Below are 12,475 nucleotides of genomic sequence, written 5' to 3' on the forward strand. Positions count from 1 at the left end.
CGGCACGGCCGATGGCGGACACGCCACACGAGGAGTTGCGTCCTGGCGAGCGTCCGCTCTCGCCGGATGACGATCCCTTCTACCAACCGCCGCCGGGTTATGAACAGGCTGAATGTGGCACCGTGCTGCGCTCGCGCACGGTCGAGTTGGGCTTCCTGGGCCTGCTGCCGCAAAGCTTCACGGCCACCCAACTCCTCTACCGCAGCACGAACCTGCACGACGATCCCGAGGTCGCCGTGACCACTTTGTTGCTGCCGGAACAGCGCGATCCGCGGTGTCCGGTGTTGTCGTATCAGTGCGCTATCGATGCGGTGGCGTCGCAGTGTTTCCCGTCGTACGCGCTGCGCCGCGGCGCCGGGGCGATCGGCGCGTTCACGCAGGCGGAGTTCCTGCTGGTGGCGGCGGCACTGGCCGAAGGGTGGGCGGTCTCGGTGCCCGACCACGAGGGCTGTCACGGCATGTGGGGCGCACCCCGCGAGCCCGGATACCGCATTCTCGACGGTGTCCGGGCGGCCCTGAATTGCGAACGCCTGGGCTTGTCCCCGTCCGCCCCGGTGGGTTTGTGGGGTTATTCGGGCGGTGGCTTCGCCTCCGCGTGGGCGGCCGAGGCGGCCGCCCGCTACGCGCCGGAACTCAATATCGTCGGCGCGGTGCTCGGCTCACCGGTCGCCGACCCGGAAAGCGTCGCGCGCCGCCTCAACGGGTCGTTTTTCGCCGGACTCGCCGCGCTGATGATCGCGGCGCTGACGGAGGTGTTCCCGGAAGCGCAGCGGGTCGTCATCGAGCACGCCACCGAGGAGGGCAGGGCGGTGCTGAACGAATTGCGGAAGCTGACCACCGCGGGCGCGGTTCGGCGGCTGCGCAACGCAGACATCGGCTCCTACGTCGACATCTCCACCGACGAACTGTGGGACCTGCCGGAGGTGCGCCACATCTTCGACGAAACCAGGCTCGGCAGAACCCCACCCGAACTGCCCCTGCTGGTGATCCAGGCGGTGCACGACAGGATCATCAGTGTCGACGACATCGATGAGCTCGTCGCGACGTACGGCGCGGCGGGGGTGGCGGTCACCTATCACCGCGATCGATTCTGCGGTCACCTGCTGCTGCACCCGCTGTCCTCGCCGATGGCCCTCAGGTGGCTGCGCGACCGGTTCACCGGACGCCCGATCGACGAAAACAGGACCCGGACGGTGTGGCCGACCCTGTTCAACCCGTCGACCTACCTCGGCATGCTGAAGCTCGGCGCGATCACGGCCAAGGTGATCTTGGGACGGCCGGTCCGGTCCCGTCCGCTCTCCAAATCCGACGCGGCGTAGCGGCTCGCCGGGTCATCCCGCAGCAGGCCTGAGCCGGAGGCGGGCCTCCTAACCGGGCGCGGCTTCGATGACGCAGAGCGGCCCCGCCGTCTGCACCACGCGCTGCAGCCGGAAGCCGCCCCGCCGGAGTAGATCGGTCCACTGCTTGAGATCGCGTTCCAATGCGCCCGCCATCACCAGCATCTCCATATCGGCGTAGTGGCCGAGGAATTCGCGGTCGTGGTCGGGGACCACCATCTCCAGCAGCAGCAGCTTCGCGCCCGCAGGGGCCGCGGCTTTGATGGTGCCGAGGATCGCGATGGCTTTGTCATCGGGCCAGTCGTGGATGACGTTCTTCATCACATAGGCGTCAGCGACTGGCACGCTTTCGAAGAACGACCCGCCCGTCACCGTGACTCGGTCGGCGACGCCGTGCGCGGCCAACACAGGTGGTGCTCCCTCGACTGCCTCGGGGAGGTCGAACAGCACGCCGCGGGCGTTGGGGGCGGCGGCGAGAAGGGACGACAGTAACCGGCCGTGGCCGCCACCGATATCGGCGATGACGCCGAAGTTGCTGAAGTCGTACGCCGCGACCGCCGCAGCCTCCAACACTGACGACGTGGAGGTCATGGCGTTGTTGAAGATCTCCGCGAACTCGGGGTCGTCCCGGAGATAGTCGAAGATGTCCTTGCCGAACACTTTCGGGGGATTCGGCTCTCCGGTGCGCACCGCATCGGCCAGCCGTGTCCAGTTCGCTCGATGTTGCGGGGAGCCGAAGAACAGGGCAGTCCCATGCGTCGAGATCGGCGAGTCGGTGCGCAACGTGTCGGCCAGCGCGTTCAGCGCGAAACGGCCGTCGCGACGCCTGCGAAACACGCCGCGGCTGATCAGCAACCGCATCAACCGAGCCACGCTGTCCGGGTCGGCCCCGATGCGGCGCGCCAACTCCTCTTTGCTCAGTGGGCCCGCAGCCAGCGCGTCGGCAATGCCCAATTGCGCGGATGCCGAGATGGCCTGCGACAGAAAGGCCCCGAAGAGGATTTCGATGACCGCGATCGGCGGGGGTGCCAGTCTCTGGTATAGCCGCCACACGTGATGACGGACTCGCTCGACCGCCCGAGCCACCCGGGCGGGCGGAAGTCTCGGGGTTGATGTCGGTGACTTAGACGGCATCGTTCTCCAGTACCTGGTCATTACAGACGATTACAGACTCGAAAAAACAAGTATTCCTGCTGGAGCATCTTCGCGCGGCCCAAGCTCGATTTAAATGCACTGTCGTATGCGTTGATCGCCGAATGCGGCTCATGGCGGCCCTAGACCAGTGCGGGTCAGCTGGCCTCCGCGGTCGACAAGCGCTCGATGATCTGGGCCCGCACCGCCGAGCGGCGGGCCTTGCCGGCGTCGTCGCGCAACGGGGTGTCGACGAACTCGACGGTGTGCGGCACCTTGTACCCCGCCACATGCTCGCGCAGAAACTCTTGCACGCCAACGCAATCCAGGTTCGAACCGTCGATCGGGTGCACGAGTGCGTATGGCACCTGGCCGAGATCCTCGTGGGGGACTCCGACGACCAGACACGACAGCACGTCCGGGTGCGCCGAGAGCGCGTTCTCGATCTCGGCGGGGTAGACGTTGCGGCCCCCGACGGTGAACATGTCGACCCGCCGGTCCGAGAGATACAGGAAGCCGTCGGCATCGAAATAGCCGAGATCGCCCAGCGAGTCCCAGCCGTCGCGGCTTTTCGCCGTGGCGCCGACATAGCGGTAGGTGGGCGCGCTGTCCGGGCCGGGCCGCATGTAGATCTCGCCGACCACGCCGGGCGGGCAGGGGTTGCCGTCGTCGTCGAGCACCTTCATCTCGCCGGCCACCACCAGGCCAACCGAGCCGCGGTGCGCCAGCCACTGGTCTCCGGAGATGAATGTCAGCGCCTGTAATTCGGTGCCGCCGTAGAGTTCCCAGACTTTCTCCGCGCCCAGCAGGTCGATCCACGCCTGCTTGATGGCCGGGGGACAGGGCGCGCCCAGGTGCCAGAACCGCCGAATCGAGGACAGGTCGTAGGCTTCCGGGTTGGCCTGGTAGACCGGCAGCGTCCGCTGCATGATCGTCGGCACCGTCGTCAAAAAGGTGACGCGATGGTCGGCGATCAGCCGGAGAAACCGCTCGGGGTCGAACCGGCTCATCAACACCAGGTGATGGCGCATCAGCAACGCGATGGTCGCGGTGGTGAAACCGGTGTTGTGGCTCAACGGCACCGGCACCAGAGTGGTGTCGCCCTCCTGGGCGCCCAGCGGGTAGCCGATCGCCGCCGGTATCCGGCTATCGCCGCCGGATTCGATCAGCTTGGGCCGCCCGGTGCTGCCCCCGGATCCCATCGCCTTCCACACCGGTGACACCGCCTCGGGCAATGCCTCATCCGACAACGCCGGATCGGGTTCGAAACCGGCTGGCACGCTTGCCATTCCAGGGTGCTCGCGGCCGACCAGCAGGGCGGGTGGGCGCAAGTCCAGCAGTCCCTGCAGCTCCGCGTCGGGCAACCGGGCGGACAACGGCTGGGGCACCGCGCCTAGCTTCCAGCACGCCACCGCGGCCTGGATCCACTCGACCGAATTCGGCAGCACCATCGTCACGTAGTCGCCGACGCCCACCCCGAGTCCCGCGTAGGCGCGGGCCAACCGATTCGTCGAACGGTCGAGCTCGGCCCGGGTCAGGGTGGTGCCGTCGCAGGTGACCGCCGGTTCGTCGGGGGCGAGTGCGGCCAGCGCCGAAATCTGGGAACCGATCGGCGGGATCGGCTCACTCATAAGCGCCCTGCCGCTCGAAGATGCGGCGCGGATTGTCCACCAGCATCGTGTGCAGCTGCTCGTCGGTGACGCCGCGCTCCTTGAGCGCCGGGATGACGTCGTTGTGGATGTGCAGGTAGTGCCAGTTCGGCAGCATCTGCGACCCCAGCTCCTCCGGGATCGCATCGAAGTAACAGTTGGCGTCGTGCGAGAGCACCATCTTGTCGGCGTGTCCCCGCTCGCACATCTGCACCACCGTGTTCACCCGATCCTCGAAGGGCAGGAACGCGTCGATGCCGAAGCGGTCCATCCCGAGGTAGGAGCCGGCGGCGATCAGCTCCTCGAGGTAGCCGATGTCGGTGCTGTCGCCGGAGTGACCGATCACCACCCGGCTCAGGTCGACGCCCTCCTCTTCGAAGATGCGTTGCTGCTCGAGCCCGCGCCGCAGCCCCGCGTGGGTGTGAGTCGAGATCGGCACGCCGGTGCGCTTGTGCGCCTGGGCGACCGCGCGCAGCACCCGCTCGACGCCCGGTGTGACGCCGGGTTCGTCGGTGGCGCATTTGAGGATCCCGGCCTTGATGCCGGTGTCGGCGATGCCCTGCTCGATGTCGCGGACGAACATGTCGGTCATGATCTCCGGCCCGCCCGCCAGTGCGCCCGGGCCGAGGTAGTGAAAGTACATCGGCACGTCGTTGTAGGTGTAAAGCCCAGTCGCCACAACGATATTCAGCTCGGTGGCCGCCGCGACCCGGGCGATGCGCGGGATGTAGCGGCCCAGGCCGATCACGGTGAGATCGACGATGGTGTCCACCCCGCGGGCCTTGAGCTCGTTGAGCCGTTTGATGGCGTCGGCCACCCGCTGTTCTTCGTCGCCCCACGCTTCGGGGTAGTTCTCCGCGATCTCGGTGGTCATGATGAACACGTGCTCATGCATGAGGGTGACGCCTAGCGCAGCGGTATCGATGGACCCGCGAGCGGTATTGAGTTCTGACACGCCACTGATGCTAGGTCGACTAACACCCGACCAACAGGGTCGTTTTATTCCAGGCACCCCCGGGGGCCGCGCCATTGCAGTACCGTCACCCTCGTCTTCGTCGAGAACCCGCTGGGAGTCACGTCATGTTGCTCAATCCCAACCACTTGCAACGCCAGTACCCAGACCGCCGCTCGGGGGAGATCATGGCCGCCACGGTGGACTTCTTCGAATCCCGCGGCAAGGCCAGGCTGAAGTCCGACGACCACGAACGGGTCTGGTACTCGGACTTTTTGGAGCACGTCGGCCGGGAGCGCATCTTCGCGTCGCTGCTGACACCGTCGGCCTATGGGGCCGATGATTGCCGCTGGGACACCTACCGGATCAGTGCGTTCGCCGAGATCGTCGGCTTCTACGGGCTCAACTACTGGTATCCCTTCCAGGTCACCGCCCTGGGCCTGGGGCCGATCTGGATGAGCGCCAACTCCGACGCCAAGCGCAAGGCCGCCGCGCTGCTCGAGGCCGGCGAGGTCTTCGCGTTCGGCTTGTCGGAGCAGACGCACGGCGCGGACGTCTACCAGACCGACATGAACCTGACGCCTTCCGAGGCGGGTTGGGTCGCCAACGGCGAAAAGTACTACATCGGCAACGCCAACGTGGCCCGGATGGTGTCCACCTTCGGCAAGTTCGACGACACCGACGAGTACGTGTTCTTCGCCGCCGACTCTCAGCACGAGCGCTACCGGTTGATCAAGAACGTGGTGAACTCGCAGAACTTCGTCGCCAACTACGCGCTGCGCGACTACCCGGTGACCGAGGCCGACATCCTGCACCGCGGGCCCGAGGCGTTCCACGCGGCGCTCAACACCGTCAACGTCTGCAAGTACAACCTCGGCTGGGGCGCGGTCGGGATGTGTACCCACGCGATGTACGAGGCGGTCACCCACGCCTCCAACCGCATCCTGTACGGGACGGTGGTCACCGACTTCACCCATGTGCGGCGGCTGCTCACCGACGCCTACGCGCGGTTGGTCGCGATGCGGATGGTCGCCACCCGCGCCTGCGACTACATGCGCAGCGCGTCGGCCTCCGACCGCCGCTACCTGCTGTACAGCCCGCTCACCAAGGCGAAGATCACCAGCGAGGGCGAACGCGTCATCGCCGCGCTGTGGGACGTCATCGCCGCCAAGGGCGTGGAGAAGGACACCATCTTCGAGGCGATGACCCGCGAAATCGGTTTGCTCCCAAGGCTGGAAGGCACCGTCCACATCAACATCGGGCTGCTCGGCAAGTTCATGCCCAATTTCCTGTTTGCGCCGAACGCCGACTTGCCGTTGATCGGGCGTCGCGATGACGCCGCCGACGACACCTTCCTGTTCAACCAGGGCCCCACCGGCGGGCTGGGCAAGGTGCGCTTCCACGATTGGCGCGCGCCGTTCGACCGCTTCGGGCACCTGCCCAACGTCGCGCTGCTGCGCTCGCAGATCGACGTGTTGGCCGACATGCTGGCCGGCGCGACGCCGGATGCCGCGCAGCAGAAAGACATCGACTTCGCCTTCGCCGTCGGGCAGTTGTTCGCCGCCGTGCCGTATGCCCAGCTCATCCTGGAGGAGGCCGGGCTGTCGGGCGTCGACGAGGGACTGATCGACGAGATCTTCGCCGTGCTGGTCCGCGACTTCAACGCGTACGCCGTCGAGCTGGGCGACAAGCCGGCGACGACGGACGCGCAGGCCCGCTTCGCGATGCGGATGATCCGTCGCCCCGCCCACGACCCGTCGCGCTACGACCAGCTGTGGAAAGAGCACATCGCGCCCATCAACGGCGCGTATCAGATGCGGCCGTAGGGCCGGCGTCGCTCGTCGAGCGCCCGGCCAGCCGGGCGCGGGGCTGCGAGCGCCCGTCCAACGGGGCGCTCGGGGGGAAGTTAGTTTCACGTTGGGCTGCGAGCGTGAAGTTGGTTGCACGTTGGGCCGCCGGAACCCCTTGACTGTGACGCAGATCACCGTAATATGACCAGTGGTCATTGAGGTGAGGAGGCGGCATTGCCAACGGTCACCTGGGCGCGCGTCGATCCCGCCCGTCGTGCCGCGATCATCGAAGCCGCGGAGGCGGAGTTCGGGGCGCACGGGTTCTCCCGGGGCAGCCTGAACGTCATCGCGCGCCGCGCCGGGGTCGCCAAGGGCAGCCTGTTCCAGTACTTCGCGGACAAGCGCGACCTGTATGCGTTCATCGCCGACATCGGCAGCCAGCGGGTGCGGGCTTACATGGAGGACCGCATCCGCGAGCTGGATCCGAGCCGGCCGTTCTTCGACTTCCTGACCGACTGGCTCGACGCGTGGGTGGCCTACTTCGCCGACCACCCGCACGAACGGGCGCTGCACGCCGCGGCGACCCTGGAAGTCGACACCGAGGCCCGGGTCAGCGTGCAGAACGTCATCCACCGGCACTACCTGGAGGTGATGCGCCCGCTGGTGCGCGACGCGCAGCTGCGCGGCGACCTACGCGCGGATTCCGACACCGACGCGCTGCTGTCGTTGCTGCTGTTGATCTTTCCGCACCTGGCGCTGGCGCCCTACATGCGCGGCCTGGATCCGATTCTCGGGCTCGACGAGCCCACCCCGGAGCAGCCGGCGCTGGCCGTGCGCAGGCTCGTCGCGGTGCTGGCCGCCGCGTTCTCGGCCGCGCCGAAATCCGCGCCGATCAGCCCAGCCCCTAAACGATCTGAGGAGGTCACATGAATCGCACCCGAATCGCCTCGATGGCACAGGGCGGCCTCAACTGGGACAGCTTGCCGCTCAAGCTCTTTGCGGGCGGCAACGCGAAATTCTGGAATCCGGCCGACATCGACTTCTCCCGCGATCGCGAGGACTGGGAGCGGCTCACCGACGACGAACGCAGCTATGCGACCCGGCTGTGCGCCGAGTTCATCGCCGGCGAGGAGTCGGTGACCCAGGACATCCAGCCGTTCATGGCCGCGATGCGGGCCGAAGGCCGGCTCGGCGACGAGATGTATCTGACGCAGTTCGCCTTCGAGGAAGCCAAGCACGTCCAGGTGTTCCGCATGTGGCTCGACGCCGTCGGCATCACCGAGGACCTGCACTACTACCTCGACGACGTGCCCACCTACCGCACGATCTTCTATGAGGAACTGCCGGACTGTCTGAACGCGCTGACGGTCGATCCGTCGCCGGCCGCCCAGGTCCGCGCGTCGGTGACCTACAACCACATGGTCGAAGGCATGCTGGCGCTGACCGGCTACTTCGGCTGGCACAAGATCTGCGTGGAGCGCGGCATCCTGCCCGGCATGCAGGAGCTGGTGCGTCGCATCGGCGACGACGAGCGACGCCACATGGCCTGGGGCACCTTCACCTGCCGGCGCCACGTCGCCGCGGACGACGCCAACTGGGGCGTCTTCGAGACCCGGATGAACGAGCTGATGCCGCTGGGCCTGCGCCTGATCGAGGAGGGCTTCGCCCTCTACGACCCGATGCCCTTCGGCCTGTCGGTGGACGAGTTCATGGCTTACGCCTCCGATAAGGGGATGCGGCGCTTCGGCACCATCTCCAGCGCGCGCGGGCGCCCGCTCAGCGAGATCGACCTCGACTATTCGCCGGTCCAGCTCGAGGACACCTTCGCCGAGGAGGACGAGAAGCTGCTGGCTGGGGTGTGACGGCGGCCCGAGCTCACTCGACCTTGTCGTCGCCCGACGAGGAGCCGCTCTCGGGTTCCCCGACCCACACGGTCTTGGCGTTGACGAACGCGCGGATGCCCAGGCCCGCGAGCTCGCGGCCGTAGCCCGACCGCTTGACGCCGCCGAATCCCAGCTCCGGGTAGGACACCGTCATCCCGTTGATGAAGACCTGGCCAGCCTCGATGTCGTCGATGAAGCGCTGCTGCTCGGCCTCGTCGTTGGTCCAGGCGTTGGATCCCAGGCCGAAGGTGGTGGCGTTGGCGATCTCGATGGCTTCGTCGATGTCGGCGGCCCGGTACATCGACGCGACGGGGCCGAACACCTCCTCGGTGTAGAGGGCCATGTCCTTGGTGATGTCGGTGACGACGGTCGGCGGGTAGTACCACCCCGGCCGGTCGATGGGCTTGCCGCCGAGGCGGATTTTGGCGCCCGCCGCGGCGGCGTCGTCGACCTGCTTGGCGATCTCGTCGCGGCCCGACTCGGTCGCCAGTGGGCCCACGTCGGTGTCCGGGTCGGTCGGGTCGCCGACGGTCAGCGCCTCCATCTGCTCGGTGAACTTGTCGACGAACGCGTCGTAGATGTCGGTGTGCACGATGAACCGCTTTGCGGCGATGCACGATTGGCCGTTGTTCTGCACCCGGGCGGTGACCGCGGTCTTGGCAGCCTCGTCGAGGTTCGCCGACGGCATCACGATGAACGGGTCGCTGCCGCCGAGCTCGAGCACGGTCGGCTTGATCTCGTCGCCGGCGATGGCCGCCACGGACTGGCCGGCCGGTTCGCTACCGGTCAGGGTCGCCGCCGCCACCCGCGGATCGCGCAGGATGCGCTCGACCGCGCTGGACGAGACGAGCAGGGTTTGGAAACACCCCTCGGGGAAGCCGCCGCGCGCGATGACGTCGGCGAGGTACAGCGCGGACTGCGGCACGTTCGACGCGTGCTTGAGGATCCCGACGTTGCCGGCCATCAGCGCCGGTGCGGCGAACCGGACGGCCTGCCAAAGCGGGAAGTTCCACGGCATCACCGCCAGCACCACCCCGAGCGGTTGATAGCGCGTGTAGGCCTTCTTCGCGCCCACCGCCTTGGCGTCGGCCGGTTCGTCGGCCAGCAGCTTCTCGGCGTTTTCGGCGTAGTAGCGAAAACCCTTGGCGCACTTCAGCGCTTCCGCCTTGGCCGACTTCAGGGTCTTGCCCATCTCCAGCGTCATCATGGCGGCGACATCGTCGGCCTCCGCCTCGAGCAGGTCGGCGGTGGCGTTTGCCCACTCGGCCCGCTGGGCAAACGTGGTGTTGTGGCGGTAATCGAGGAAGCGTTCGTAGGCACGGGCAATCGCGGCGTCGACCTCTTGGTCGGTGGCCGGGGTGAAGGTCTTCACTGTCTCGCCGGTAGCCGGGTTAATGGTGGCGATGGGCACGTCGGCCCTCCTTCATCGGGTTCGTGTTGCTTACGGCTGAAAAGTCCAACACCTAGCCTGCCACTATCGTTCCCCTAAGGGAGGTGTCGGATGAGCAAAGCCGCTGAGCTGATCGTCAAGTGCCTGGAAAACGAGGGTGTTTCCGTCGTGTTCGGGGTGCCCGGCGAGGAGAACATCCGGTTCGTGCAGGCGCTGGCTTCCTCAAGCATCCGTTATGTGCTCACCCGGCACGAGCAGGCCGCCTCGTTCATGGCCGAGATGTACGGCAGGGTCACCGGACGCGCCGCGGTGGTCTCGGCCACGCTGGGCCCGGGCGCCATCAACATGCAGCTAGGGGTGGCCGACGCCACCACCAACAGCACCCCGCTGGTCGCCATCTCCGCGCAGGTGGGCCACGACCGGGAGTTCAAGGAGTCACACCAGTACGTCGACCTGGTGTCGATGTTCGCCCCCATCACCCGGTGGTCGGCCGGCGTCCCGACCGCGCGGGCCATCCCCGAGATGGTCCGCAAGGCGTTCAAAGTCTCCGAGGCCGAGCGTCCGGCCGCGGTCTACCTGGCGGTGCCCGAGCACCTCGACGCCGACGACACCGACTACGACCTGCGACCGTTGCCCCGCAATGTCGTCCGCGCCGACGCGCCGGCCCCGCGCCAGGTGGCGCGCGCCGTCGATGTGCTGCGCAACGCCAAACGCCCGGTGGTGCTGGCCGGGCACGGCGCCGCGCGCGCCGACGCCACCAAGGCCCTGGTGCGCTTCTCCGAGGAATTCGGCATCCAGGTGGCCAACACGTTCCACGGCAAGGGCGTCATGCCCGACGACCACCCGAACAGCATCGGGACGCTGGGCTTCATGCGGCACGACTACGTCAACTTCGGCTTCGACAACGCCGACGCCGTCATCGCCGTCGGCTACGAGTTGCAGGAATTCGACCCGGTCCGGATCAACCCGCAGGGCGACAAGAAGATCATCCACATCCACCGCTTCCCCGCCGAGGTCGACGCACACTACTCCGTCGACGTCGGAATAATCGGCGACATCAGCGACTCGCTGAACGCCCTGACCGACGCGCTGTCCGGTCATACCTTCGATCACGCCGCCGATGTGCCCGGCTCGGGCCTGCTGGCCGACGAATTCGAACGGGGACAACAGGATTCGCGCTACCCGCTGGCGCCCGCCCGGGTGGTCGCCGATACCCGCGCGGCGCTGGGTCGCAGCGACATCGTGCTGGTCGACACCGGAGCCACCAAGATGTGGATGGCGCGGCTCTACCCGACCTTCGAGCGCAATACCTGCCTGATCTCGAATGGCTTGTCCACCATGAGTTTTGCCCTCCCGGGGGCGCTGGGCGTCAAGCTGGCGCAGCCCGAGGCCAAGGTGTTGGCCGTCGTCGGCGACGGCGCGTTCCTGATGAACTCGCAGGAAATCGAGACCGCCGTGCGAGAGCGCATCCCGCTGGTGGTGCTGATCTGGGAGGACGGCGGTTACGGCCTCATCGAATGGAAGATGGACCTCGAGCTCGGGGCGCACTACTACGTGAAGTTCAACAACCCCGACGTGGTCAAGTACGCAGAAAGCTTCGGCGCCAAGGGATACCGGATCAACAGCGCCGACGAACTGCTGCCCACGCTGCGGGCCGCGCTCGACGACGACGGTGTGTCGCTGATCAGTTGCCCGGTCGACTACTCCGAGAATCTACGGCTGACCGACCGCCTCGGCGAGCTGGACGAAACGCTCTAGAGAGCGCGCCGGCCTTCGGGAGACCTGCGAACGAGTGTCCCGCCGGTCCACGTGATCGAATGGGCACATGCTGTTCCGTCAGCTGGAGTACTTCGTCGCGCTCGCGCAGGAGCGCCATTTCGGCCGCGCGGCGAGCGCCTGTTACGTCTCCCAACCCGCGCTGTCGGAAGCGATCCGCAAGCTCGAATCGGAACTCAACGTTCCGTTGGTGCGGCGCGGTCAGAAGTTCGAGGGCCTCACCCCGGAGGGTGAGCGGCTGGTGCCGTGGGCGCGGCGCATCCTGGCCGACCGCGACGCCCTCAAGCAGGAAGTCACCGCGCTGCAGGCCGGCCTGACCGGTGAATTGCGGCTCGGGGTGGTACCGGCCGCGTCGACTACCGTTGCGTTGCTGACGGATCCGTTCTGCGCGGCGCATCCGTTGGTCCGGGTTCAGCTCGAGGTCAACCTGCGCTCGGCCGGCATCGTGGAACGCGTCCGCAGGTTCGAACTGGACGCGGGCATCCTGTATCCGGACCAACGGATGCGCCGCGCAGAACGGATCCGTCAGCAACGCAACGGTAGTCGACGCGGCCGGTACCACCCCGA

General features: G+C 67.1%; 10 protein-coding genes. 6 read left to right on the forward strand and 4 right to left on the reverse strand.

Annotated features, from left to right (window positions below; genetic code table 11):
* Positions 1-11: 11 nt before the first annotated feature.
* Complete coding sequence (locus tag A5659_RS22785; protein WP_067184436.1) at positions 12-1,319, forward strand: lipase family protein; 1,308 nt, start codon at positions 12-14, stop codon at positions 1,317-1,319.
* 48 nt (positions 1,320-1,367) lie between these two features.
* Here A5659_RS22785 and A5659_RS22790 read toward each other — a convergent pair whose 3' ends face one another.
* The 3 genes from A5659_RS22790 to A5659_RS22800 form a co-directional block, all read right to left on the reverse strand.
* Complete coding sequence (locus tag A5659_RS22790; RefSeq protein WP_067020275.1) at positions 1,368-2,390, reverse strand: methyltransferase; 1,023 nt, start codon at positions 2,388-2,390, stop codon at positions 1,368-1,370.
* Between the two features lie 236 nt (positions 2,391-2,626).
* Positions 2,627-4,099, reverse strand: a complete 1,473-nt coding sequence (locus A5659_RS22795) for an AMP-binding protein (protein ID WP_067184440.1) — start codon at positions 4,097-4,099, stop codon at positions 2,627-2,629.
* Complete coding sequence (locus A5659_RS22800; RefSeq protein ID WP_066865981.1) at positions 4,092-5,072, reverse strand: phosphotriesterase; 981 nt, start codon at positions 5,070-5,072, stop codon at positions 4,092-4,094. Before A5659_RS22800 ends, A5659_RS22795 begins: the two co-directional genes overlap by 8 nt.
* A 125-nt stretch (positions 5,073-5,197) precedes the next feature.
* On the opposite strand from A5659_RS22800, the gene A5659_RS22805 reads away from it, so the two are divergent.
* The 3 genes from A5659_RS22805 (at position 5,198) to A5659_RS22815 (ending at position 8,721) form a co-directional block, all read left to right on the forward strand.
* The gene (locus A5659_RS22805) at positions 5,198-6,895 is read left to right on the forward strand and encodes an acyl-CoA dehydrogenase family protein (protein WP_067020266.1); all 1,698 of its coding nucleotides are present in this window, start codon (positions 5,198-5,200) and stop codon (positions 6,893-6,895) included.
* 198 nt (positions 6,896-7,093) lie between these two features.
* Positions 7,094-7,789, forward strand: coding sequence for a TetR/AcrR family transcriptional regulator (locus A5659_RS22810; protein WP_067020263.1), 696 nt, complete (start codon positions 7,094-7,096; stop codon positions 7,787-7,789).
* Positions 7,786-8,721, forward strand: coding sequence for a R2-like ligand-binding oxidase (locus A5659_RS22815; protein ID WP_066865970.1), 936 nt, complete (start codon positions 7,786-7,788; stop codon positions 8,719-8,721). The genes A5659_RS22810 and A5659_RS22815 overlap by 4 nt, the downstream gene beginning before the upstream one ends.
* A gap of 13 nt (positions 8,722-8,734) precedes the next feature.
* Here the strand turns inward: A5659_RS22815 and A5659_RS22820 are convergent, their stop codons facing one another.
* Entirely contained in the window at positions 8,735-10,153 is a 1,419-nt protein-coding gene (locus A5659_RS22820) for an NADP-dependent succinic semialdehyde dehydrogenase (protein WP_067020260.1), read from the reverse strand.
* A gap of 90 nt (positions 10,154-10,243) precedes the next feature.
* Here A5659_RS22820 and A5659_RS22825 point away from each other — a divergent pair, with 90 nt between their 5' ends.
* On the forward strand, positions 10,244-11,890 hold the full coding sequence (locus tag A5659_RS22825; RefSeq protein WP_067020258.1) for an acetolactate synthase large subunit: 1,647 nt from the start codon (positions 10,244-10,246) through the stop codon (positions 11,888-11,890).
* Between the two features lie 67 nt (positions 11,891-11,957).
* The coding region (locus A5659_RS22830) for a LysR family transcriptional regulator (protein ID WP_231997984.1) at positions 11,958-12,475 on the forward strand (518 nt) is incomplete at its 3' end.

The sequence above is a fragment of the Mycobacterium sp. 1165196.3 genome (assembly GCF_001673415.1).
GTDB lineage: Bacteria > Actinomycetota > Actinomycetes > Mycobacteriales > Mycobacteriaceae > Mycobacterium > Mycobacterium europaeum_A.

Bases quoted from the DNA above. Each gene is read 5' to 3' on its own strand.
- A5659_RS22825 (WP_067020258.1), top strand. From the start codon at position 10,244: ATGAGCAAAGCCGCTGAGCTGATCGTCAAGTGCCTGGAAAACGAGGGT.
- A5659_RS22795 (WP_067184440.1), bottom strand. From the start codon at position 4,099: ATGAGTGAGCCGATCCCGCCGATCGGTTCCCAGATTTCGGCGCTGGCC.
- A5659_RS22805 (WP_067020266.1), top strand. From the start codon at position 5,198: ATGTTGCTCAATCCCAACCACTTGCAACGCCAGTACCCAGACCGCCGC.
- A5659_RS22815 (WP_066865970.1), top strand. From the start codon at position 7,786: ATGAATCGCACCCGAATCGCCTCGATGGCACAGGGCGGCCTCAACTGG.
- A5659_RS22785 (WP_067184436.1), top strand. From the start codon at position 12: ATGGCGGACACGCCACACGAGGAGTTGCGTCCTGGCGAGCGTCCGCTC.